A 24,601-nucleotide genomic window follows, 5' to 3' on the forward strand; every position below is an offset into this window, starting at 1 on the left:
AATGCAGCTCAACCTTGCTGACTTTGGAGTACGTTCACAACCAGCTCAACGACCCTATCCCCCATGGTAACTGTAAGCTGACTATCGGTAATACTCACAGACATTTCACATGTCCGTTCCAGTTGCTCGGCAAGTGTTGAGATCGCCGCAAAATCAAATTGACGAACCTCTGCGCTCAAAGGCTCATACGCGTTCGCGGACTGTTGCCACCACACGTCGGACTTTGTATTGAAACTGTAAACCCAAACTTCCGTTGCCTGCCGACAGGCTTTTTTTATTTTTTCCGCCGCGGGCTCCCCTACATCGACCCACAGGTCCACAGTGTCGTGCAAAGATTTGAGCCAAATATCCGGAGTTTCGGGGGTCGACAAACCTTTGGTAAATTCCAGTCGTTCGTGATAATGCAGGCAATAAGCCATCAAGCGCACCAGCATTCGCTCGGGCTTTTCGCTGGGGTGCAAGGCCAGAGTAAGTTGAAGCGAATCAAAAATAGAACGATCAAAATCATTTAAATGCACGGTGCACTTATAGATGGTTGCATTTAAGGCCATAAAAATCACTCGCGAATGGGGGACAGAAAAGTAGGCATCATAAACCAAAAAAGCACAACCACCAGCGGCAGTTGTGCTTTTCAAGGATGAGAGACTAGCCTTTACTCGCCGAGGAACGCCTCGATCAAACCGTCAACCACAGGCTTGGCTTCGTATGGCCCGTCGGATGGACCACCAAACAGCAGAGGCCAGTCATCCGCGCCCTGGCGCTCACTGAAGTCTAACAACCAGCTGTCGCCGTCCCAGATACCCCAAACGGTGAAGCCGCCGCGCTGCGCCGGTGGTACAACATCCAGATAGGTTTTCAAAATTGCCTTATAGCGCGCTTTTTGTAATGCGGCCGCCGTAGCTGTGTAGCTGGTGTACTGAGGGAATGGCGTGCTCGCATAAGGGTTGTTCACGGGCACATCCAGTTCGGTTACTTTCACTTTTAAGCCGCGATCGACAATCGCCTGGAACGCCTGTGCAATTGCACTGGTGCTGGGCCAGTCGATCTGCACGTGCATCTGGAAACCGACACCATCGATAGGTGCGTTTTGCGCAAGTAGATCGTCTACCAGATTTTCAAGACACTGCAACTTATTGGCGTTACCGCCTTCTGTGTCGTAATCGTTGTAGTAAAGATCCGCATCCGGGTCACCGGCACGCGCTGCACGGAAAGCATTACCGACGAAATCTGCACCCAGCTGTTGGTAGAAGAGCGAGTTTCTCCAACAATTGTTGTTTTCATCGATAACCTCGTTAACCACATCCCAACTCTGCACGCGGCCAGCAAAATGCTCAGCGACTGTTGTAACGTGAGTATCGAGCATCGCTTCGAAATCGCCACTGTAGCTCTTCATCCAATTGGGAACCTGGTAATCAGAATGCCAAACAAATGTGTGGCCATGCACACCGACGCCATTTGTTGTTGCCCAATCCACTAGTTGATCCGCTTGTGCGAAACTGTAAGTATCTTCCGCAGGATGCATATAGCTCATTTTCATAATGTTTTCAGCGGTGATTTGGCTGAACTCATTAACCACAGTATTTTGCATTTCCGGCGTATTCAGGAAACGGCCGTTAACGGCTACACCGAATGGGAAGTCAGCGTAAGTATAGAGGCCACCGCCACCGGAAGTAGACGTACTGGAGCTTGAAGACGAACTCGATGAACTGCTTGAGCTTGATGATGAACTGCTTGAAGACGAGCTTGAGGTAGAGCCGCCGCTTGAAGATGACGACGAGGAAGAGCTGCTCGAACTGCTGGATGAGCTAGACGAGCTGGAACTGGAGGAGCTGCCGCCACAGGTCGACACTATGCCACCGTTACCCGATTGGCTTTCACAGGTGTTACGGCCAATGCAACTTTGATTGTTTTCCCAGCCCCAGCCATTATCCTGATTCGCACACAGTGGACGCAATGGGTCTTGATACCACTGACACATCTCCATGCACTGACCACCGCTGGACGAGCTGGAGCTGCTGGAACTGGAGGACGAGCTAGAGCTACTAGAGGAGTTGGAGCTCGAGCTGGACGAGCTAGAAGAACTTGAACTTGAACTTGAACTTGACGAACTTGAACTGGATGAGCTCGAGCTGCTGGAGCCACCGGTACATACATCGCCAGTTACGTTGACAATTTCGGCTGAACTACCGGTACCTTGAAACCCGAACGAGACACTCGCCCCAGGGGCAATAGCACCGTTCCATGCAAAATTACTCGCGCTATAGGGGTTATTACCGGAAAGCGTGGCGTTCCACAAGCTTGTTACACGATTGTCACCAGAGTATTGCCAAGCGACACTCCAGCCATTTACAGCTGCGCCGGTATCATTACTGATAACGATGTTCGCGGTAAAGCCTGAATTCCAAGAATTGGTTACCACATAATCACAAGCGGCATTAGCGCCCGCAGCAAAGGTAGCCATAGCCAAAGTTAAACCTGCTGCGCCCAGTGAGCGTTTTACTGCGCTCGCAATCACAGAGGCCGAATTAGCCGGTTGAATCATAAGTGCACTCCTGAGGTAGTTTTATATAGTTCCACAGCCTCTTATTGTTTTATTTACCGTACAGAAACATTTGTCACTCACCACAAAAGCCAAGAATAAACATAGGTTATTTTCGGCTAATTTCTGCAAAGGGTCTCGACTGTGTTACAGCTAAATTGCCGACACATATCGGCAATATTCAATGCGCAATGAGTATTGCGGATTAAATTCGTATTATTCGTTCACTTGATCGACAACAAAAATATTATTAATTTTTAGGCACATGTCACAAAAGACGCCAGAGATAAACAAGGCTAGCAAGCAGGCAGAAAGAGGTATGCATTTGAGGACAAAATTTCGCATAAATAAGTAGTACATCCACGCGAAAAAAACGCACCAAAGAGTGGGATTTTTAGCTAAACCTCAGCCTTTTCAGCAATCGCTGGCTTATGGTCTTTTGTACCACCATCAGCACAACAAAGCTACAGGACGCGCGAGGAACGCGAACCGGTGCACCTTTTAAATACGCTTAACATGGCAACCGACAGCTGCGCTAGAGATGCTGACCGAAATTTAATTCCCCTTAAAAATTAGATCAACCTGTACGCTGTATACATGTAGACCAATATGTCGCGGCGATTAAAATTAGAACAGCCAAAGACACGTGCTCATTATTTCACTTCAGCTGTAAACTTAGGCCTCTGAAAAAAACCGCTACCCGCCGTCAGCAAGCGTAAAAAAGACGTCCAGATTACCTTGCTCATCTGAGTTTAATGACAGTTCGTGAGCGCGGCCAATTTGTACACCCAAGGCTTCAATTACACGATCCTGCGCGTCGGCATTGGATAAGGCTAAACTTACACGGCAACTGCGTGATTGACATTGAATTGAGTCGTACTGAACACCCTCAATTGGAGTGCTGTAAAACAGAAAATCAATATTTTCTTGAATTGCACTAAGATCGCTATCAGGCGATGTAGATACCGCAGCGTAGAATTGCCCCTCAGCATTTTGCTGTACGGCACTGTGTACCCTCCCCTCGGGTTCCGCCGATGGCTCAGAGCGTATTTCGTTCTGAGATAGCTCTAAGTGGGCCAGTCGCTGTTGGAGTTTCGCGATCACCAAGTTCATTCGATTAATATCGTCTAACGCGCCGGCGCCGGCTCCCGCAGCCTCACTCCAATCGTTTAATGGCGCTTTAGCACCCACATCGGATTCGAGACCAGCCAAAGAATCGCGCAACTGCCTATTTTCGATAATTACCTGGTCAAGTATGCCCCGTATTTTTTTATCCTCGTTGAACATCCCCCCAAGAAGTACCAGCGAAAAAATCTGCACAGTTACAAAAATAATCGTTCCGGATATCCAAAACGTATTAGTCGTCAATTTCATCACTTTATACCTTTAACAAAACCGCGCCATCAGCGACAGCGCGGATTGGTGATACGCCATACGGCAAGCTATTAAAAAGCATCAGCACATCAGCAAGAGCCACAACTTAGGTTAACCTGCGAAACATGCAGGAATAACGCAGCACCAAAAGGAGTTTTAGCCGTGGCCCAAGCAATGCGGCAAATGCAATTATTCAATTGCCCGCTAACGAATTAGTTTTCAGTAATGGTGTAGTGCAAAAATTTCGACGGCAAGCTAGTTCCGTCACGCGCAGGAATATAGCAATCGATATAGGCGTCCTCCCAGAGGGTTCCACCAGGGGTGATCGCCGAAAGGTTCAACGTTTGATAGGCTGTAGATGCACCCGAAGAATATGCCACCCGACCCGATGCAGAACTGCCACCGGCATTCACGCCCCAAACATAACAGCGGGCATCAGCCGTGGAGCTGTTGTCTACCACATACACAGACGCAGACACCGTCGTATCTTCTGTGCGCACGATGGGGCACAGTACGCGCATATACTTGGTCGTATCGTCATTTTGAATAGTGCCGATGCCTTTATAGTAGCTCTGTGAATAGGAGGTCGACTCAGCGACCTCACAAATGCGCGAATGGTAATTTCTGTCTGTTGCCAGCGCCGAAGTTGAAATAAACGCAGCAGCGGAAAGCAAAAACAAGTGACGAATTTTCATTGAAAAATCTCCTATTATTCAAATGTTAATCACCTTATTTTGGGACCCCAGCGGAACCGAGCTAAAATAGCGGCAAACGTATTTACGCTGGCGGTTCGAGTATAGGCAGATGCGAAAGCCGTCTCCAGCAGCACTAATTCCTTGCTAATATCTGAAAATAGATGTAGACAAACCAAAACCCGGCGAGAAAACAACAAAACAACAGAAGCGAGTAACTTTTATTCCGATTAAATATCTAAAGCTCCAACCTGAGCTTTTAAACTGGGATTCAATTCAAGCTTAGATATAATCTTTTTAAAAAATGGGCTGGGAAGAAGATTTTAAATTTGTGACACACCCCAAAAAATCGGCACACAAAAGAACAACAAAAACAACACAGCTTCCTTATAAAAAACATGTCTAACGCAAAGCGTATTCACACACTTTCTTTTAAGTACCCAGATACTCCAAAAACCCATTGGCGATATAAGATAAAAAACGATTTGAGATTTGTTATATAAAACGGGAAGACTGAGTGGGCAGAAATTTTGCAGTCATCAAGAAATTGCGCGCACCAACAGAGTGTGCGATGGCGTGACAAAAAATTGCAAATATTAACGCTATTATCGAAACGACTATTGACACTAAAGCACGCGCAAACCGGGCAGAACTGGCTTCAACAAGCGGTCTCAACAACTAATTTCGACAACAAGCTTCAAATCCTGGTTTAAAATCTTGGCTTAAAATCATAGTTTCAGCCCTGTGTTTAAACACTAGGAGCGGCAAAGAATAGACGCCAATTTAGGTTAGCTAGAATTTCGCATAACGACGCAAAAGGTTGTGATAGACCGAGGTTAAACGCAACAACGTAGGATCATCCGCGGGCTTCTCGCTTATTAGACTCTGAATACTTTGGTCCAAATCGAATAACAAGGCACGTTCCGCTTCATCCGGCACCATACTTTGAATCCAGATAAATGACGCCACCCGCTGACCGCGTGTAACCGGCGTTACCCGATGCAGACTGCTCGACGGATACAGCACCAAATCACCAGCATTCAACTTTACCGCTTGGGCACCAAAAGCAGTTTCTATCTCCAGCTCACCACCGTCGTAGCTATCCGGGTCGCTTAGAAATAGCGTTGCGGAAATATCTGTGCGCAGGCTTTGTTTATTTGGCATAACCATAATCGCGCTATCGACATGGGTTCCGTAAGCTCCCCCATTACGATAACAATTAAATTTAGGCGGGTAGATTTTCTCCGGTAATGCTGCCGATAGAAATAGCGGATGTACTCCCAGTTTTTGCACGATAGTATTTCCCAAATTTATCGCAAGCTCGCTGGTATCCGGCAACTGTAAATTCGATTTTACCGCCGCTGACAAGGTACCACCCGTACCCCTGCCATCCAACCATTCTGCGTCTTCAAGCCTTGCGCGCCACTTAAGGACTTCGGCCTCGGCCAACAAGGCATCAATTACGATTAACATAGTCATCACCTTTCCAAACGGGCACACGTTTAATTTCGTCTATAGTGGCGCAGCCCGCCATTGCCATAGCGACCTCAAGCTCATCTCGCAATAACTGCAACATGTGCGCGACACCCAGCGCACCTGCAATAGCCAGGGCATGCACTTGTGGCCGGCCTATCATCACCGCATCGGCGCCGAGCGCCAGAGCTTTAAAGACATCGTAGCCGCTACGCACGCCGCTATCGACAAGCACACATGCATCCCCCACTCGCTCGCGAACAGCAGCAAGGCAATCGATCGCGGCTGGCGCGGCAGCAAATGCTCGGCCACCGTGATTCGACACTACAATTCCGGAAACTCCACAACCGAGCAAACGCTCAGCGTCGTTGGGATTTAAAACGCCCTTTACAATCACTGGTAGTTTTGAATAGTTAATGAGCCACTCCAGATCTGCGAAAGTAGGAGCTTTTCTCATCACGCCCTGAAATACACGGCTCTCATACCGCCCAATTTCCACAGGCTCCGGCTGCGCATAATTAATCAGGTTGGCAGCGGTAATATCCGCAGGCAAACCACAGCCTTTGCGCATTAGCCTGCGGCTAAAGGTTTGTACCGGCGCATCCAAGGTTACCATTAACGCGCTAAACCCCGACGCCTCCGCGCGTGCCACCAAGTCCTGGGTTATATCCCGGTCAGGCTGAAAATAAAGTTGAAACCAGTTCGTGCCCTTATTGTGTGTTATAACTTCTTCCATTGGCACAGACGCGAGCGTACTGCTCACCATTAGACTATCGGTGGCGTCCGCTGCTCTCGCTGTTTCAATTTCGGCAAGATCATGCACCAGTTTTTGATAGGCGACGGGCGCAAGCACGATGGGATGCCTCAGCACGGTGTCAATGAGCCTGACCTCCGTCGTTCCCTCGCCACAAGGGCGCAATAACGAAGGCAGGCACTGGTACTTGGCAAACGCGTTACAATTATTTTGCAATGCCCGCTCATCACCACTTCCGCCTTGAATATAAGCCCAGGCAGCGGGGTCTATAAACTGCTCGGCAAATTGCTCGTAATCCGCAAGACTCGCTAATTCCGGTGGAATATGTGTGAGATGTTGAGTCATAAAACCCCGTCTAAATCCAAGTACTGGTTCGCTACAGTGACAGCTCAAACTAAAATACGCACTGATTTTTGATTGGGTAAATCTTTCGCCTTAACGAAATACTGCCACAGCCTGTTACCAGACCGTGGCAGCATCACCACGACAGCTTTTAACGCTCGTTAGAACTCAAAGCCAAAGGTCAGCGTAGCATGGCGCGCATCGCCAATGTAAGTAAACGAGCCACTGCGGTATGCGGCAAGATAGTAGGCTTCGTCCGTAACATTGCCGATGTTCAGGCGTACATTGGTCTGCTCGTTGATATCGTAAGTCGCGAACAAATCGAAGTAGCTGTAGTCTGGAATACGAATCGAGTAATCGTTGGTTGCAGCATTCCATCCTGGCGCGGTGTCAGGCTGCCCGGAGTACATCTCGCTGCTATAGGTCCAAGAACCGCCTAGCGCAAGCGCCTCGGTCATTTGATAGCGCAACTGTAAAAACGCACTATTGTCGGCAAAGTTACTCAGTGTACGCCCGCGAATGTCATCCGTTGTTTGATAAGTTCCAGCGTTCGGTCCTCGTGTAACCAAGGTTTGGTTTACACCATTATTGAACGATTCGGTGATCTCGGCATCCATAAAAGCAACGCCAAACTGCGTACTGAGTTTTTCAGTCAGATTACCGACAAGAGAAAATTCAACCCCTTGCACACGGTTCTCGCCAGTGTTGAACGTCCCGGTGGATTCATAGTCCGCACCTTCCATTACGTCCGACTTGGTAATTTGAAACAGCGCCGCCGTGAACAGTAGTTTTTCATCCCGTAGATTCCACTTTGTGCCCAACTCGATATTTTCAACGCTTTCCGGCTTACTGTTCTCGACCTGATCGGCAGAGCCACAAAGTCCACCATACCCACAGTTGCCGCCAACGTCCGACTCACCACCATTGATATTGGTTGCGGTGCTATAGGTAACATAAACATTGCCTTGCTCAGCCACATCGTACACCAGCCCCAGGTGGCCGTTCCACAAAGTGTCAGAATAAGACCAGTCTGTAGCTTCGGTGGCGCCGCCGCTAAGGGTCGCATTGTTGTAGTCAAAGTTGTCCATACGAACGCCCGCGAATACCGAAAATTTGTCGGTAACATCGTAGGTGTCCATCACAGAAAACGAGGTGGTTTTCACAGTGTAATCACTATCGTAATTACCACGCACTATGTCGCGCACGAGCAGACTATTAATATTGTCAACGGCATTTCCATTAGGGTCGGTTAAACAGAAACCGGGGCCGGCTTCAGTCTGGCCTCCGCCAGGAGGCAGTATACAGTTTCCCTCGCCGGTGTCAGTTACCGAATAAACACCATTGGTTACATTGAGATCCGAATATTCAAAACCAAAAAGTAATTGATGGTCTGCTACATCCAGGTAAAAATTCGTCTGGTTAACAAGATATTCAACTTCCTGCCAGCCTTGATGAGTACTGGGTGTAATCGTGGCAGCACCCGGCGCAACCGGGTCTGTCTCGTCGCGATTACCCGTGCGCGTACCAGTCACCACATAACCGTTTTCGGTAGTACCGGAACGCAATACATTAGTCAAACGCATGCTTTCACTAAAGTTAAAGTTCGCCCGCAAGGTAGCGACATTAATTTCAGATTTAAGAAAGTCTTCATCCTGCAGATACACAGGAACATCTTCTACCGGCTCGCCGGTGGTGCGATCAATGTAGGTGCCCAGGTCGGGTTTGTCTTCCGCATTCAGGTAATAGTAATCAGCGACAAATTTGATTTTCTCGCTCGCTTCCCAGGCACCAGACAATGCAAGCCCTGAGCGCTCGCGCGATGCGGGCGCCCGATCTGGCACATCCTGGTCGGCAAATAATACGTTTGCCCGCACGGCTATCGCATCGTTGATTTTTTTATTGGCGTCGAGGGTTACCCGATAATAGGAGTCGGTTCCCACGCCCGCATTCACTTTCGTGAAATCATATTGGCTGCTTGCTTGTTTGGTGACACTGTTAACGGCACCGCCGGTCGAGCCGCGTCCAGCGAAGGTGGAGCTTGGCCCTTTAGTAATTTCGATTTGATCGACCGCGAAGCTTTCGCGCGTGGTCATCCCCGGGTCGCGCAAGCCGTCGACGAATACATCGCTGCGAGCTTCATGGCCGCGGATAATATAGCGATCACCAAAGGCGTTACCATTTTCGCCGGTACCCAGAGTAATACCGGGCTGACCTGCCAGAATTTCACGTAAGTCTTCACGCCCCGACTCCTCAATCTGAGTCTTGGTAAGCACGCTGATGGTAGTTGGCGTTTCCGCCAATGGCTTTACTCTACGCTCATCACCGGACACTTTCGCTTTATACGGAGCGCCCTTTTCTGCGTAAGGGTTCGTATCGATTGTGCGCTCTTCAATTTGCAATGTATCCAGAGCGATTTCTTCATCGTCTTGCGCTAACGCAGGCGAGGCGGCAAACACGGCAGTAACACCAGCCGCTAACAGCGGATGACGATCACCGAACATGTGTTGACGCAGAGATTTCGGACGCAGTTGTCCAGCGGGCTTCTTTTCCATAACAACTCCTAAGGGGGTTTACTTTGTAATAAGTGAGTAATCGACAGGAAGTGACAGCGTGAGCTTTGTACGCTTCATTTCTGCCGGTATTGGCGGGAGTGGATTTGCTTTATCGAGCACATCCAGTGCAGCCTGGTCCAACTCCGTATTCCCTGAACTTTTCTTGATTGCTTTGTGAAGAATTTCGCCGGTGGCGTTGATCGTAAAGCGCACCACCACCACACCCTGAACCTTGCGTTTTTTTAGGTGTGCGGGGTAATCCTTGTGCTGGTTTAACCATGAGGTTAAATGGCCAAAATAACTTCGACTATTTCCGACTCGCCCCCCGGAACCGGCATGATCCCCGCGTCCAGTTGCCTTTTGCATCGCCAGCGCCGCTGATTTTTTTGGCGTACTCGATTTTTCTGCCTGCGGGGCAGTATTTTCCGGGGTCTTTACTTTTTGTTGCTCTTGCTCCGGTGCCACGTCCAGCTTCGCATTCACAACCACCGTATCTTTTGCTTGTGGAATGCGCTCAACAACAGCAACAGCTAGGGCAGGAGTTGCTTTCTCGCGAATCACCGGCGCCGGTACTTCCTGTACAGGTACCTCTTTTACGTGATCAGCCATTGGGGTAGTGATTTTTTCGTTGACGACTTTCTCGGTTTCAATAACCTCGGAATCGACAGCCGTTTCCGCAGGCTCATCAGATTCGAGTGAGGCGTCCGTCTCACGCAGCAAATCCATATAGGAGCCCGCCATTCCCACGCCAACCGCGACACCGCCCTCACCTTCTCCCGCAGCATATCCGGCTATCTCTGTACGCTCTTGTGCGTGCAGAAAGTACGCTGCAACCAACAGGTGAAGAGCACCGGAAAAGCCAAGTGCAGCAATCCAACCGGCCGTGTTCATAAGTCGTCTGTTACCGTTGAATACAACACAAATTGGGCAATACCCGCTTGACGTAACTGCGCTAGAACAACATCCAACTCTTTTGCGGTTAGGTGTTTATCCATGGAAATATTAATAGGCGTATCTGTCGCCGCTGCGTTGATAAGGCGTGCTGCCAATTCTTCAGTTGAGACGCTGTCGCCATTAAAATACAGCTGACCTGCGGCATCCTGTGCGAGTGTCGGCTGAGAGGCGTCGACAGGCTGTTGGCTGTTCGACTTCGGCAACTCCAGATTCAGCTGGCTCAACCAGCTCATTTGGCCCGCAACCATAAAAAAGATAAGCAGCAAAAACACGATATTAATGAGCGGAATCATCCCCTCAGAGTCGGAGCGTCTGCGCGGACCAATAAATTCCTGTGCCGAAAACCCGTTCATTGCCGGTCCTCCGGCAACAAGCCACCGAGCGTCGTTTGCTCAAAATTCAACGCGTTTAAAAGACTCAGCAGCTCCGTAATCGCCGTAATCTGGACTGAGCTTTCTGTCAGCAATACCACCGGTGCGGTATTGTCGAGTTCAGTTAAATGCGAACCAGACAACTCTCGATAGTCAGCGAGAAAAAAATCACTGTTGTGCACGCGTACATGGCCGTCTCCATAGAGTAACAACAGCTGCGTTCGAGACGGTGTGGGCGTTGCTGCCGACGCTATCGGCTGTGATAAGTTGACCGCCCGCGACTGACTGAACGACGATGTCAGCATAAAAAACAGCAGCAGAATAAAAACCACATCAATCAGCGCAGTCAGGCTTATTTTTTTTCGCCGCGGTTTATCGATATATGCTTCTAACACTCTATCACGCCTGTTTTTTGGCTAAGTGTTGGGCATTGCGCTGGTGAAATGCCGTAAACAACCGCTGTACATCATCAGAAATATGGTGAGCCAGGTTTTCCACTCTGCGTTCCAGCCAGCTATGCGCAATCGACACAGGAATGGCAACCGCCAGCCCCACCGCTGTCGTCATAAGGGCTTTCCAGATTCCACCGGACAACACTGACGGGTTCACCTGAGCACCGGCGTCTTCCATCGCCTGAAACGCCGAAATCATCCCGAGTACGGTGCCAAATAGCCCCAGCAGCGGAGCAACCATGGCCACAACCTCAAGTACCCGTAAATAACGCTGTTGTTCTTCTATCTCATTGCGGGCAACGCGGCCCACCTCGGCTCGAACGTCGGCCTCCCCGAGCGAACCCTGGTCAAAGGCATTAAGGGCGGAAGCCATCACCAAGGCACGTGCATTGCGCTGATTCTTACTTAGCAACAAGGCTTGCTGCCATTCGCCTTTCTCGAAGTGCCCCAAAACCTGCTCGGGGTGCGCATTGGCCGCCGGGCGATACTGAAATGCCTGCCACAACTTAACCAGAATGATCGCCACAGACACCACCGAAAACACCAGCAGCACCTGCACCACCAACCCTCCAAGTACCAGAAACTCCACCAACGCCTGCATACCAAACCTCACCGACAACGCGCCAAATACAGATATTAATCGCAATGATAATACTTCTCATATAGATTACAATAGTTTATGGAACTTTTTATTTTCGGTACAAGTGCGGACAATCGCAGGACGCGACACCACAGGCAATTTGGTGAAGGTGTGAATCGATTTGGCGAGGGAGTGAGGTAGTTGCGGTAGTCCGGGAATAGGAACCTGATCAACCTAGTAATTTCTCGGTGTGACGTGCGGCGATTAGTTGTTAGGTCCTTTATGCCCGTGGGTGCTACGGGGCTTTCAGGAATTTAACCAGAGGGTGTTGCGCTCGTTCGCCGTGCGAAGCTCCTGCTCACGCTACTCACCTACGCCCATGTAGGCAAGCAGCACGCCTCGCTCCCGCCCCTACGCACGTTAATCCCCAGAAAGCTAGAGGAATCACTAGGTTAATCGGAGGCTCCTATAAGGATAAGAAGTTTAAAAGGCTAAAACCGACTGCGCAGCGACGCACAAGGCAGGCAAGTTAGGATATAAGCCATGGTTTAGTCGCGCCCCCACCCATTCATAGCATGTAAAACGAATGTGAGCGCACAACAGGGATATGAAACAGCTCAAACAGGTGTTTGACTCGGGGCGACATCCACGCACCAGGCCCCCTCGTCCATCGGCTGAAGTAAGATTGTGGCAGGCAGCATCTGTGTGATTACTGCAATATTTGTACGTAAATGCTCAGTTGGTGCCATTGTCGAGAATTTTCCTCCGCACCCAAGTACGAGAGGCAATAGCAGCTGGTCCGCCAGGTGGCTGCACACTGCGGCACCGCTGTGCAAGTAATTTTTCATCGCTTTTACAGCTCTTCCGGCTACCCGCTCCGCAGTAAGGTTACGTTCACCAACAGCCTCAAACACGGCCGATGTATTTTCCATGTGCAGTCGCACGGATACTATATTGCCCTGTCCTGGCGAGCTGACAATTTGTCGAACCAGTTCGTTGTCGTTCCAGTAGCATTTTTTCTTCACGTACTCCAGCTCACGCTCAATAACATGTGCAGGAATATTCGCGGAAGTTGCGATAGCACATTTGCGCTTTAACTCACCCGGCACTAATAATTCAAGAAACCGAATTTGCTGCGCAGGAGAAATACGCACGCACCAAGCGCCACCGCCGGACGGGTAAAAACCGTGGCGTTCGAGCGATACCTCCGCTTGCCAACCCACCGCGGCCAATACCGGCAGGAAACTGTGCGCGATAAAATCGACACTGGGAGCCATGGGGTTGTGGGTTCCGCCTTCCAAGTACAACTCGCTGCTGCCGCCAGCTAACGCCAATGGCAGGAACACTGTCCGAAACACCAATGGTGTACTACCCGCGGACCCAACTGCGAAACGGTAGTGCCCGGGAATGACTGCGCCGGGCCGAAATACCACCCGCCTCGAGCCTAAAGTATCTCCATCGACTTGTGCGTTGCATACGGCAGACGCCGCTTTCAAGCAAGCTAAATGCTGCCTGAGCAAGCCGGGCTTTTTCCGGCCGGCTCTGATATTTTCAATCGTCACTGCCTTACCGATGCACATCGCCAAGGTAAGCGCCGTACGAAAAATTTGCCCCCCGCCCTCGCCTTGCGAACCGTCAATTATCACCACACCTGTTCCCCCGTTATTGCCATCCCCTGGCATACTGAAATTCCGTTTAAATTATTCTGTTTTATCACCAGCGTTGCACCGCAATTTTGTCTAGCCTTTTACACAAACAATTTGCTTGAGGGTATAAACGACTTCAACCAAATCTTTCTGCGCTGTCATAACTTTTTCTATTGGCTTATAGGCTGATGGTGTTTCATCGATGACACCCTCGTCCTTGCGACACTCCACATCCGCAGTTGCCTTGCGGTGTTCTTCCAGTGATACCATTTTTTTCGCCTGGGTACGCGACATAACGCGGCCCGCGCCGTGGCTACAACTACAAAAACTTTCCTCGTTACCCAAACCCCGAACAATAAATGAACGCGCGCCCATACTTCCTGGGATAATGCCCATCTCACCCCTGCGTGCCCGTACCGCCCCTTTGCGGGTAACCAATACGCTTTGGCCGTAGTGGTGCTCACGCGATACATAATTGTGATGGCAATTAACAGCTTCCACACTTGCGGAAAAAGGAAGACTCAATACACCTTCTACTGCGCTAACAACGCGCTTCATCATCACTTCGCGATTTATTCGTGCAAAGCTCTGCGCCCACTCGACAGCCTCCACGTAATCATCAAAATGCTCGGAACCTTCTGGAAAGTAAGCTAAATCAGAGTCCGGCAGATGAATATGCCAGCGCTCCATATCTTTTTTGGCCTGCTCAATAAAGTAAGTGCCAATCCGGTTTCCCACACCGCGTGACCCGCTGTGCAACATCAGCCACACACTGTCGTGCTCATCCAGACACATCTCAATAAAGTGGTTACCTGTCCCCAGGGTACCCAAATGGTTAACATTGTTTGTATTTTTTAATATCCGGTGCTTTTCTTTCAGAATGGCAAATTGGCCATCGAGACCGAGCCAGGCATGGGCCACATCGTCGGGAACGTTCGCCCACGCGCCCTTATCCCGCACCTTACCACCCCGGCCAGAGGTACGCCCGTGAGGTACGGCACGTTCGATTGCGCTACGAACGGCAGCCAGGTTTTCTGGTAACTGAGCGGAGGTCAGGCTTGTCTTAACAGCCATCATTCCGCAACCAATATCCACCCCAACCGCAGCTGGAATTACCGCGCCCAGGGTCGGCACAACACTACCGATAGTCGCCCCCAACCCCACATGAACGTCAGGCATAACCGCCACCCACTTGTGGATGAACGGCATCCCGGCCAGCTTTCTAAGCTGCTCTTTTGCACCCTCTTCAAATGGTACGCCTAGCGTCCAGGATTTAATGGGCACACCCTCGCTCTGCATCACTTCGTACGCCTGCTGCTCCACCTGATTACCTCCGTTAACACTTTATTGTTCTGGTGTGAATCCGGCCTTATCACCGGTTCTGTTATCCAAACGCAACAGCCACATAGCGAAGACAGTGCCAACAAACCATTGAATAGTAAAAAGTACGCCTATGTGATTGATTTTTAATAGTTTTAAAATAGAAAACTGATCATCGACGACACTGGAGCGCAAAGGGCACTCAAAATATTTATATCTTTTTTGATAGCCATCTATTATTTTAGATAGCATGAAAACAACAGTTATCAGCATACTCGGCACCACCATGGACAGGCGCGGCAAGGGTGAGAACCGTTGGGATAAATGGCGCCCAACCATATCTATGTGTCAGCACGACGATCTACTGATAGATCGCCTTGAGCTGCTATTCGACCGCCGCTCAACCAGCCTTGCAAAACAGGTACGAGAAGATATTTCCCAGGTTTCACCTGAAACCGAAGTGGTGTTTCACAACGTAAATTTTAACGAACCCTGGGATTTCGAAAGCGTGTACAGCAGCCTGCTGGATTTTGCACGAGCCTACCGTTTTAGACCGAGCAAAGAGCAGTATTTGGTTCACATCACGACCGGCACCCACGTAGCGCAGATATGCCTATATTTGCTTACTGAGGCTGGCTATTTTCCCGGCAAACTACTGCAAACGAGCCCCGCCGAACGCGCAAGTAATGCGCCCGGTCAGTATCAGATTATCGACCTGGATCTTTCAAAATACGACCAGATTGCATCGCGCTTTAAAAAAGAACACCAGGAAGGAACGGCCTATTTAAAAGGTGGCATAGAAACAAATAATGCCGACTTCAACAGGATGATCGAGCAGCTGGAGAAAGTCTCGGTTCGCTCACAGGAGCCTATATTAATTACCGGGCCCACGGGAGCCGGCAAATCACAGCTTGCACAGCGCGTTTACGAACTACGCAAACAACGGGGAAAACTGAAAGGTAAACTGGTTACCGTCAACTGCGCAACTCTGCGCGGGGAAAATGCGATGTCTGCACTATTCGGCCATAAAAAAGGAGCCTTTACCGGTGCGACATCAGATCGTGCTGGCTTGCTTAAAGAAGCAAACAGCGGCCTGCTGTTTCTGGACGAGATTGGTGAACTGGGGCTGGACGAACAGGCCATGCTGCTGCGTGCGATCGAAGACAAACGCTTCACGCCCTTCGGGGCCGACAGTGAGGTCAGCAGTAACTTCCAACTCATAGCAGGCACCAACCGTGATTTAATCCAATGCGCTAAAGCAGGCCAGTTTCGCGAAGACCTGCTTGCCCGTATCGACTTATGGACTTATCGGTTGCCCTCGCTAAAAGAACGGCTGGAAGACCTGGAGCCCAATCTGGACTATGAGCTGGAACAATTTTCGAACAAAGCAGGTTACCGAGTAAGCCTGAACAAAGATGCTCGAACGCTTTACCTGGCGTTTGGAAAATCGCCTGCGGCAAGCTGGTCCGCCAACTTCAGAGACCTTAACGCTAGCATTACCCGCATGGGTACCCTGGCGGATGGCGGCCGCATAACTCGCAATGTCGTCGCAGAAGAGATTAAACGCCTGGAAGGCAAATGGCTAACAACACAGCAACCCCCTAACCCAACAACACCACAGCTATTGCTGGAACCTCTGCTCGGAAGCGCCGGGCTAAATGCGCTAGATTATTACGAGCAAATGAACCTGGCGGGCATAGTTTCGGTTTGCAAAGCATCAAGCTCAATGGCAGAAGCCGGGAGAAAGCTGTTCGATAAGAGCCGAAACCTGAAAAAATCCAATAACGATTCCCACAGGGTTAAACAGCTACTGGCTAAATATGGGTTGGAATTTTCGGATATTCAATAATGGGTAGCGGAGATAAACGCGATTTTAAATAGCCAACTCAACTTTCGAAAGGGTTGAGTCAAATGAATTCGAGGCCGAAACTCTGACGGGCTAAGCGCCCAACTGAGGGCTAAGGCGGGCACTGATACTCAGCACCCAAGCAGCCCCAACTAAACGCCATACATCAAATGCAATACAACAACCGCGCAAAAAATACCTAAATCCTAGCGGCGCGGCTGCTTAAAGTGCTGCAAGTTATTCCTGCGTCCCGTTGACCAAATCATAGGTGATATCGCCATTCAACCCGACTGGGCACGCCACAACCCCATAGATAGGTATAAATATGGATGCAGGCCTAAATTTAGATCTTAATTTTCCTTCCTGAATTGTTTTACCGTCTTTTTCCAGCCGGTAAGACACACCACCACCAGGCGGAATACCAATTTGGCTCCATTTAAAGCCATGCGTACGAACCTGGCCATTTGCATTGATATCTACAGGGGTATCCCTTCCGGCCAGGTAGAGCTGGCTACCCTCGGGGATGACAAAAGTACCACTCGTGGTACAGCCTACAACCCCAACAACACTTACCACGATCAACAATTTCAAAATGCTTTTTAACATAGTTATATTTCCATGTGATTGATAACGCAAAACCTGCTGGCGGATTATATCTTTGCTCGTGCAATTAGGCCATATTGCAGGATTTAGCCGTAGGCGACCCGGCTAAAATGATTGGAAATAGCGAATTAATACCTGGGCTGCCTCAGAATGAAATCGGCGGGTTCGACAGGCTGCCTAAGAGAAAGTAACGGTTTCTCGGGGGCGGAATACCGCTATAGAGGGCCGCGGCGGCCGGTTTTTTCCTTGTGGAGTTTTCCACCTTTAACCATTTTGCCAAAACTGCGATCTTTAGCGCGCTTTTCCGCCAAGGTTGATGTAGCAAATTCATTTTCACGCACCAGTTTTTGGTAACTGGCCAATCTACGACCACTCAAACGCCCTTCTTCAATCGCTGCCAATACAGCACAACCAGGCTCATTCATATGTTTACAATCGATAAACCTGCATTTCTCAGACAACTCCTCGATATCTTCAAAAACATGGCCCAATGCATCATCTACATCAGCAACCCGCAGTTCCCGCATCCCCGGCACATCAATAATTAGCCCACCGGAAGCGAGAAAATACAACTCTCTGTGGGTGGTGGTATGCCGACCTTTTTTGTCATCTTCCCTAATGCTGCCAGTGGCGGCTAAGGTCTCCTCCGCCAGCGCATTCAGCAGCGTGGACTTACCCACACCGGAGGAGCCAACAAGCGCAATCGTTGAATTACCCTCTATCCACCCTTTTACACCATCGAGCGTGGATGGATCGAGCGCATTGACCACCTCCACGGCAACACCGGACTGAACGCTGCGCGCACGCTCGATATAGCCACCGGCATCGTCTAAGAGATCGACCTTTGTGAGGATAATTACCGGGATAGCGCCAGCCTCATCGCACAATGCGAGGTAACGCTCAAGACGGGACTCTTTAAATTCATCGTTGCAGGAACTGACGATAAATACCACATCGATATTTGCGGCAATCGGCTGAAACTGTGTCGTATTACCAGACCCGATTCGCTTGAAAAGGCTCTTTCTTTCAAGCACCTGCTCAATTCGGGTGTGTGTTTCATCCAGAATAACCCAGTCACCAACCGTTGGGCGATCAACTGGTTCGGCCTGTTGCAGGTTTAACGTCAGCTCTACATTTCGCCTCTGATCGCCGCAAGCAACCATGGCAACAGACCTCTGTACAGAAATAACCCGCCCCAGACGGCTCTCCAGAACAACAGGGTCAGCTAGTTGTTGAGCAAAAAAAGGGACAAAACCGAGTTTGATCAATACGTCATTCATAGCGTTTACCACGCAGGGAAATAGCGCCGATACGAGTGAGTTACAAAGTGTAATGGTTCTTGCAATAAGCGCCAGCCAACGCTTGTATAACCAGCGTTTAAACACGTCAGGCACCCATTTTCCAATTTTTCTGCTTGGACTTTTTGATAAGCATCAGTTTTTCTGTGTTCTATAAAGCCAACCAGAATTTCCAGAAAAACCGACCGGAGAAATGGAGTTATTGTTCGCGCCCTGAGACTAGAACGATCTGATAAACCGCATCTCTTCGAGTAAAAATACTTTATCCCAAAACAGTGATCACCAGAACTGCGGCAATGGTCGGCTAAACAAAAAGCCAATTTATAAATATGACGAATTTATGTCATGCTCACTACTTATGTTTCGGGCTACTGTCGCGATTGGTGCAGCCAGCCTACCCCAATAACACCACGCCTTCCTGTTGACCTATTCGAAAAATAGATTTGCCTATATTACTCACAGTTTGCCGCCTAAGTCTTTTCTTTTATCACCCGCCACATAAATGCAGGTTTCAGTGTCTATTGAGCGCGATGTGTCAAATGAGAGCCCACCGCAACGAGTTTCTACTTCACACCCTATAGGGCTACGTGATTCTCGCCGCCCCAACTATCTGACTATTAGCTTACAAGGCGCCAGAGCCGACACAACTGGAATTAGACAACCGTCTTAAATAAAAAGATGCGATAGCCACGACTCCACATTTACTCACCACCCAAAACTCAATACACCCCATAAAATAAATATATTAGCAAGCATGATTCAAGCATTTTAACATGCACAACAACAGCCTAACGTTTGTTTTAAAACAGCCAGACTCGCATGCAGAACTGCAACACCCCGGCGCTAGACAGTGACATAAACCTTAACCAACGAACACGGATATTTATGCGCTCAAAAATGCATACAAAACCTAGAACACTATTCAAAAACGCAATGAGACCACCTCCAAACACAACAAAATCGAACTTCCTTTTTATGAAAATTACGATAACACAACCAGCAAATACCGGCGGGCATGAGTCCAAACGCGAGTAGATAGCCACACCACCACCATTAACATCCAACCCAACACCTATTTTTTGAAACAAATATGACAAATTATTTTTTTAAAAACTAAAAGATAAAACATAATAAACAGCCGCCTTAATATTTTGTTTTGTTAAATTAATTATCTCGCAAGTTGCGCGGATTCTCATTTAACCATGAACATGTGTCTCGCATTAAAAATACCCTGTGTATAAATATCGCTCTGCGGTAGACTGGAGGTTATCAAAAACGCACAGCTGGGGGCTGGCATGAAAAATTGCTTTCTAACACTTACCATTGCTGTATTGTTATTTCAGGGTGCACTGGCTGGACCCAGCGGCATCGATGAAAATATTCCTGTTGCGCCGTTTTTAAACGGTACCCTACCAACCACAAAACCACTCGACCCGAGCAATTCCGACTGGACTGCGGAGCCAATTTTCACCAACCTGGACCTCGATTTAACCTTAGCCATTACTGCCAACCCGGCGAACAATCAGCTGTTCGCGGCTTCGCGCTCCGGTTTAATTCAGGCGTTCGAAAATACACCTAACGTCACCTCTTCTAACATTGTGCTCGACATGCGCGACAGAGTTGCCAATGTTTTTGATGGCGGCTTTTTGAATATGGTGGTGCATCCAGAGTTCGGTCAGCAAGGTTCGCCCTATGCTAATTATTTTTATGTGTATTACACGTCGCGCTGCGGTGTGGTGGGACCACACCCGACTATTCCTGGCGAATTCGAGTTAGAGGGCGAGTTTAAAACCAATGGTGTTGCAAATCACCCCTGCAATAATTCGGTGCCTGAAAGCTTCCAAGATGAACAAGACCAGGTTTTTTACGATGCCTATTTGCGCCTTTCTCGCTTCACCTTTAATCACCAAACCAACACGGCCGATCCAGACAGCGAACGCACTTTACTTAACATTCAACTCTACAACGCTTCCCACCGCGGCGGCGGTTTAACCTTCGATAACGACGGCTATTTGTGGCTGGCGATAGGTGAACAGGTTCGTTACAACACGTCGCAACGCATTACGGACAACTTCGAAGGCGGGATTATTCGTATTGCCACGGATGTAACACCTAACGGCGATGGTACCTGGGCCTGCCCTGAAGGCACTCATGTGCCAGTGCGACGAATGAATGAGGCCAGCCCGGAAAACGATTTCGCCAACGGCATTTATGAAGAAATTACCGGGAATTTTTACTGTATTCCCGATGATAACCCCTGGGTAGGTGAAAGTGGTGTGTATGAAGAGTTTGCCACTGTGGGTAATCGCAATGCACACCGCATGACCTTAGACGCCGAAACGGGCCGCATCTGGTCAAGCGAGGTAGGTAATCTCGCCCGCGATGAAATCAATATTATCGAGCTTGGCAAAAACTACGGCTGGCCCTTTCGTGAAGGTAGCGTAGCGGGCGATTATGATCCGCCTGCAAATATTAGAGGCGAACTAACAGATCCACTTCTCGACTTTACTCGCGACGAATCACAATCGATTATTGGTGGGTATGTATATCGGGGTTCTAAATTTCCTGAGCTCTATGGCAAGTACATCGCTGGCGATTACATGACTGATTATGTGTGGGCGATCACGCTAGACGAAGATGGTCTGGGCGCGACTTTCGACCGCTTGCTTACCTTTTCACCGGGCAGTCTGGCAACATGGGGGCAGGATAATAATGGCGAGTTATTTCTCGGCGACGTTGCCAGCGAAAACGCTTCAATTTTCGCTCTCGCGCGCAACAGCGGTCCATTGGTTGATGCCCCGGGGCAAATTTCTCTGCTGGGGATTTTTGATGATCTGGTAGATTTTAAGGTTGCCGACTACTTCATCCCTTATGACCTGGTGCAACCCTTCTGGAGCGACGGCGCCTTTAAACAGCGTTGGATTGCGATTCCAAACGATGGCAACCGCGATAGCACCAGCGAAAAAATTGTGTTTTCTGAATCAGGTAATTGGCAATACCCCATTGGTACGGTATTGATGAAGCACTTTGAATTACCCTTGGATGAGAATGACCCGAGCATTCGAGCACGCCTGGAAACGCGACTGCTTGTGCTTGGCGAGAATGAAAAATGGTATGGCCTTGCCTATCGCTGGCGTCCAGACCTGAGCGATGCTGACTTGCTTACCACCAGCGAAACCGCCGATTACACGGTTCTACTGGCCGATGGTAGCAGCCGTACGCAAACCTGGTTGTTCCCCTCTCGCTCGCAGTGTACAACCTGCCATACGGATGGCGCGGGAGGCGCGCTCGGCCCACGCACGCATCAGATCAACCGTAACTTAGATTACCCAAGCGGAATTTTAGCCAACCAATTAGAAACCTGGAGCCATCTGAATATTTTCGATACCTCACTGAGCGAAAGCCAGGTAGCGGATTTAATTCGAGGCGCAAATATTGACGATGCCAGTGCTTCACTAGAAACACGCGCGCGCAGCTGGCTAGACGCCAACTGTAGTTATTGCCACCAGCCGGCAACTGGTCGCGCACAATTCGATGCGCGCTTTACAAGCCAGCTTACGCAACAGAATCTTATTTACGGCAACAGCAGTCGCGATTTCGGCCTTATCGATCCCTTCATTATTACACCGCAGTTTCCAGAGCGCTCAACCGCCTTACACTTAATTAACGGGATCGGTACAGATGCCATGCCGCCGTTGGCAAAAGCGTTGGTAGATGAAGCGGGCGCAAATATTGTTGAAGCATGGATCAAACGTATCGATCCCAATTTCAGCAGCAGTAGTGGATTAAATTACGCCTACTACGAAACCACGGGGTTCGGTACACCCAATCTGGACAACGAAATCGTGGTGAGTTCGGGCACAACCCGGTCTTTCGATCTTGGCTTGCGGCAACGCGACGATAATTTTGCTTTGCGCTTCACTGCATTAATTTACATTCCTCAAACCGGTCAATACACCTTCGTTTCCGACGCCGACGATGGCAGTCAATTAAGTATTAACAACGCTATGGTGGTAAACAACACGGGTTTCTGGGTCAAGCCAACAACCGGCACAGTGACCCTGAACGAGGGCTATCATAATTTTCAGCTTGATGTGTTCGATGCCTGGGGCCCGCAATCTCTTACCGTGGAATGGGCCGGCCCAGGATTTGGACAGCGCAGCCTGGACAGCACCAGTTTGTACTTGAGTATTCCACAGCAGACAACCAATACAGCCCCAGTGCTCAGCGACCCACAACCACGGATTTTCCAGGAAGGCGAGACAGTGAATTTTGCATTGAGCGCGAGCGACGCCGACGGCAATACGCTGTTTTATTCCGCCAACAACCTACCCGCAGGTTTGAGTCTCGATAGTGAAACCGGTGTCGTTTCGGGCAGCCTCGACTCCGAACACGCAGGCCAGTACACAACCGTAATCGGAGTAAGCGATGGACCGGCAGTCGACAGCCGGGCAGTGACATGGGGCGTTATTTTAAGTTTCCCCGGGGACCAGGATAACGACTTGATACCGGATAGTGTTGAGGTAAATTATTTACTCGACCCATTTAATTTTGCCGATGGTGCCGATGACCTGGATGGTGATGGCTACAGTAATGCGGTGGAGTATCAGGCCGGTACGGCCATGGACGATGCGGCGGATTTCCCCGGCGGAATGAGTTCTTCCAGCAGTTCCTCGAGTAGCTCGTCCAGTGCCAGCAGCTCCAACTCATCCAGCAGTTCTTCAAGTTCGTCCAGCTCGGCTTCTTCAAGTGCAAGCTCAACGTCTTCAAGCTCAAGCTCAAGCTCCAGTTCATCAAGTAGCTCCAGCTCTTCAGGTGGCGCCAGCTGCCAGTGCAACTGGTACGGCGCGCTCTATGCTTTGTGCCAGAATCAAAACACTGGCTGGGGCTGGGAAAACAATGCCCAATGCATCGGTATTAACACTTGCTCAAATCAATGGGGTAATGGTGGCCCAGTCGGATGTAATGGCTCAACGAGTTCCAGCTCCAGTAGCAGCTCCTCTTCAAGTAGCTCTTCTTCAAGCAGCTCATCATCAGGCTCAACCACCAGTTCGTCTTCAAGTTCATCTTCTTCGGGTGGCGGCAGCAACTGTGCCGGAGTTAACGTTTACCCAAATTGGACAGCCAAAGATTGGGCCGGTGGAGAATTTAATCACGCCGACGCCGGCGACCAAATGGTCTACCAAAACACACTCTATGTTGCGAACTGGTACACCGCAACGGTGCCGGGGAGCGATCAATCCTGGACAAGTCTGGGCGCGTGCCAGTAAATCCAGCCAGCCAGTAAACAATGAAAAAAGTGCGACATAGCCATGTCGCACTTTTTCTTTTAATGGGGTAATTAATTATATAACTCCGCTTAAGTGCCTTTCTAAAGGCTTGTGTCGGATTTGCTGACACTTGAAAAAACGACTGTGACTCATCAGCGCATATCCGTATTTTTTTACTCTTTTTTCTCATCGGCGTTTTTCATCGGTGAATGTCATCGGTGAATGTCATCGGTGAATGTCATCGGTGAATGTCATCGGTGAATGTCCTCTTTATCTCCTCGCTCGCAGCATCAAACCATGGTTCAGCCCAGTCGATTTAAATTTTAGAATTTGAGCAAGGATCGTATTACAATGTGCCACAGCCTAGATCCTCCGGTAAATGCTTTGTGTTCTTGACCACTACTTTGTATCAATCGGGATGGGATCTGGCTCCCTTATTTCTAGCTAATCGCGCACAGTTGAAACACTGACGGAGGCGTATAAATTTTATTATATTTCAATAGCTTACACTACCCATTGCGCAATAGAGGTGTTT

At 49.4% G+C, this 24,601-nt stretch carries 18 protein-coding genes; 2 read left to right on the forward strand and 16 right to left on the reverse strand.

The features are described from left to right. Positions 1 to 8 precede the first annotated feature (8 nt). The 14 genes from TERTU_RS11295 to TERTU_RS11360 form a co-directional block, all read right to left on the reverse strand. Positions 9 to 551, reverse strand: coding sequence for a YaeQ family protein (locus TERTU_RS11295; protein ID WP_041590417.1), 543 nt, complete (start codon positions 549 to 551; stop codon positions 9 to 11). 101 nt (positions 552 to 652) lie between these two features. After that, a complete protein-coding gene (locus TERTU_RS11300) occupies positions 653 to 2,542 on the reverse strand; it encodes an endo-1,4-beta-xylanase (RefSeq protein WP_015819532.1) in 1,890 nt (629 codons plus the stop codon). Positions 2,543 to 3,235: 693 nt separating this feature from the next. Next, a complete protein-coding gene (locus TERTU_RS11305) occupies positions 3,236 to 3,913 on the reverse strand; it encodes a hypothetical protein (protein WP_015820897.1) in 678 nt (225 codons plus the stop codon). 212 nt (positions 3,914 to 4,125) lie between these two features. Next, entirely contained in the window at positions 4,126 to 4,608 is a 483-nt protein-coding gene (locus TERTU_RS11310) for a hypothetical protein (RefSeq protein WP_015817136.1), read from the reverse strand. A gap of 789 nt (positions 4,609 to 5,397) precedes the next feature. Further along, on the reverse strand, positions 5,398 to 6,078 hold the full coding sequence (locus tag TERTU_RS11315; RefSeq protein ID WP_015817220.1) for a Fe2+-dependent dioxygenase: 681 nt from the start codon (positions 6,076 to 6,078) through the stop codon (positions 5,398 to 5,400). After that, positions 6,062 to 7,177, reverse strand: a complete 1,116-nt coding sequence (locus TERTU_RS11320) for an alpha-hydroxy acid oxidase (protein ID WP_015817676.1) — start codon at positions 7,175 to 7,177, stop codon at positions 6,062 to 6,064. Before TERTU_RS11320 ends, TERTU_RS11315 begins: the two co-directional genes overlap by 17 nt. A gap of 158 nt (positions 7,178 to 7,335) precedes the next feature. After that, the gene (locus TERTU_RS11325; RefSeq protein WP_015818153.1) at positions 7,336 to 9,726 is read right to left on the reverse strand and encodes a TonB-dependent receptor; all 2,391 of its coding nucleotides are present in this window, start codon (positions 9,724 to 9,726) and stop codon (positions 7,336 to 7,338) included. 18 nt (positions 9,727 to 9,744) lie between these two features. Further along, positions 9,745 to 10,617, reverse strand: coding sequence for an energy transducer TonB (locus TERTU_RS11330; RefSeq protein WP_015818606.1), 873 nt, complete (start codon positions 10,615 to 10,617; stop codon positions 9,745 to 9,747). Beyond that, on the reverse strand, positions 10,614 to 11,033 hold the full coding sequence (locus TERTU_RS11335) for an ExbD/TolR family protein (protein ID WP_015818699.1): 420 nt from the start codon (positions 11,031 to 11,033) through the stop codon (positions 10,614 to 10,616). Before TERTU_RS11335 ends, TERTU_RS11330 begins: the two co-directional genes overlap by 4 nt. Next, on the reverse strand, positions 11,030 to 11,446 hold the full coding sequence (locus TERTU_RS11340; protein ID WP_015818244.1) for an ExbD/TolR family protein: 417 nt from the start codon (positions 11,444 to 11,446) through the stop codon (positions 11,030 to 11,032). Before TERTU_RS11340 ends, TERTU_RS11335 begins: the two co-directional genes overlap by 4 nt. A gap of 4 nt (positions 11,447 to 11,450) precedes the next feature. Next, a complete protein-coding gene (locus TERTU_RS11345) occupies positions 11,451 to 12,149 on the reverse strand; it encodes a MotA/TolQ/ExbB proton channel family protein (protein WP_228378141.1) in 699 nt (232 codons plus the stop codon). 551 nt (positions 12,150 to 12,700) lie between these two features. After that, complete coding sequence (rtcA, locus tag TERTU_RS11350; RefSeq protein WP_015820358.1) at positions 12,701 to 13,765, reverse strand: RNA 3'-terminal phosphate cyclase; 1,065 nt, start codon at positions 13,763 to 13,765, stop codon at positions 12,701 to 12,703. Between the two features lie 57 nt (positions 13,766 to 13,822). Continuing rightward, positions 13,823 to 15,052 (reverse strand): RtcB family protein, encoded by a 1,230-nt coding sequence (locus TERTU_RS11355; protein ID WP_015816822.1) that lies wholly within the window; start codon positions 15,050 to 15,052, stop codon positions 13,823 to 13,825. A 21-nt stretch (positions 15,053 to 15,073) separates the two neighbouring features. After that, positions 15,074 to 15,322 (reverse strand): hypothetical protein, encoded by a 249-nt coding sequence (locus tag TERTU_RS11360; protein WP_228378142.1) that lies wholly within the window; start codon positions 15,320 to 15,322, stop codon positions 15,074 to 15,076. Here TERTU_RS11360 and rtcR point away from each other — a divergent pair. Continuing rightward, positions 15,300 to 16,898 carry an RNA repair transcriptional activator RtcR gene (rtcR, locus tag TERTU_RS11365; RefSeq protein WP_015817001.1) on the forward strand — a complete coding sequence of 533 codons (1,599 nt, stop codon included), beginning with the start codon at positions 15,300 to 15,302 and terminating at the stop codon, positions 16,896 to 16,898. The genes TERTU_RS11360 and rtcR overlap by 23 nt on opposite strands. 234 nt (positions 16,899 to 17,132) lie before the next feature. Here the strand turns inward: rtcR and TERTU_RS11370 are convergent, their stop codons facing one another. Further along, positions 17,133 to 17,501: a hypothetical protein gene (locus TERTU_RS11370; RefSeq protein WP_015818691.1), complete on the reverse strand. Its 369-nt coding sequence runs from the start codon at positions 17,499 to 17,501 to the stop codon at positions 17,133 to 17,135. A 212-nt stretch (positions 17,502 to 17,713) separates the two neighbouring features. Next, entirely contained in the window at positions 17,714 to 18,778 is a 1,065-nt protein-coding gene (gene rsgA, locus TERTU_RS11375; protein WP_041590418.1) for a ribosome small subunit-dependent GTPase A, read from the reverse strand. 1,313 nt (positions 18,779 to 20,091) lie between these two features. On the opposite strand from rsgA, the gene TERTU_RS11380 reads away from it, so the two are divergent. After that, complete coding sequence (locus TERTU_RS11380) at positions 20,092 to 24,066, forward strand: cellulose-binding domain-containing protein (RefSeq protein ID WP_015819823.1); 3,975 nt, start codon at positions 20,092 to 20,094, stop codon at positions 24,064 to 24,066. Positions 24,067 to 24,601 lie beyond the last annotated feature (535 nt).

The organism is Teredinibacter turnerae T7901 (assembly GCF_000023025.1).
GTDB lineage: Bacteria > Pseudomonadota > Gammaproteobacteria > Pseudomonadales > Cellvibrionaceae > Teredinibacter > Teredinibacter turnerae_B.

Excerpts from the sequence above, each read along its gene's own strand:
- TERTU_RS11320 (WP_015817676.1), bottom strand. The coding sequence starts at position 7,177 with ATGACTCAACATCTCACACATATTCCACCGGAATTAGCGAGTCTTGCG.
- rsgA (WP_041590418.1), bottom strand. The coding sequence starts at position 18,778 with ATGAATGACGTATTGATCAAACTCGGTTTTGTCCCTTTTTTTGCTCAA.
- TERTU_RS11335 (WP_015818699.1), bottom strand. The coding sequence starts at position 11,033 with ATGAACGGGTTTTCGGCACAGGAATTTATTGGTCCGCGCAGACGCTCC.
- TERTU_RS11295 (WP_041590417.1), bottom strand. The coding sequence starts at position 551 with ATGGCCTTAAATGCAACCATCTATAAGTGCACCGTGCATTTAAATGAT.
- TERTU_RS11325 (WP_015818153.1), bottom strand. The coding sequence starts at position 9,726 with ATGGAAAAGAAGCCCGCTGGACAACTGCGTCCGAAATCTCTGCGTCAA.
- TERTU_RS11315 (WP_015817220.1), bottom strand. The coding sequence starts at position 6,078 with ATGTTAATCGTAATTGATGCCTTGTTGGCCGAGGCCGAAGTCCTTAAG.
- TERTU_RS11310 (WP_015817136.1), bottom strand. The coding sequence starts at position 4,608 with ATGAAAATTCGTCACTTGTTTTTGCTTTCCGCTGCTGCGTTTATTTCA.
- TERTU_RS11305 (WP_015820897.1), bottom strand. The coding sequence starts at position 3,913 with ATGAAATTGACGACTAATACGTTTTGGATATCCGGAACGATTATTTTT.
- TERTU_RS11360 (WP_228378142.1), bottom strand. The coding sequence starts at position 15,322 with ATGCTGATAACTGTTGTTTTCATGCTATCTAAAATAATAGATGGCTAT.
- rtcR (WP_015817001.1), top strand. The coding sequence starts at position 15,300 with ATGAAAACAACAGTTATCAGCATACTCGGCACCACCATGGACAGGCGC.
- TERTU_RS11380 (WP_015819823.1), top strand. The coding sequence starts at position 20,092 with ATGAAAAATTGCTTTCTAACACTTACCATTGCTGTATTGTTATTTCAG.
- TERTU_RS11300 (WP_015819532.1), bottom strand. The coding sequence starts at position 2,542 with ATGATTCAACCGGCTAATTCGGCCTCTGTGATTGCGAGCGCAGTAAAA.
- TERTU_RS11370 (WP_015818691.1), bottom strand. The coding sequence starts at position 17,501 with ATGTTAAAAAGCATTTTGAAATTGTTGATCGTGGTAAGTGTTGTTGGG.
- TERTU_RS11330 (WP_015818606.1), bottom strand. The coding sequence starts at position 10,617 with ATGAACACGGCCGGTTGGATTGCTGCACTTGGCTTTTCCGGTGCTCTT.
- rtcA (WP_015820358.1), bottom strand. The coding sequence starts at position 13,765 with ATGCCAGGGGATGGCAATAACGGGGGAACAGGTGTGGTGATAATTGAC.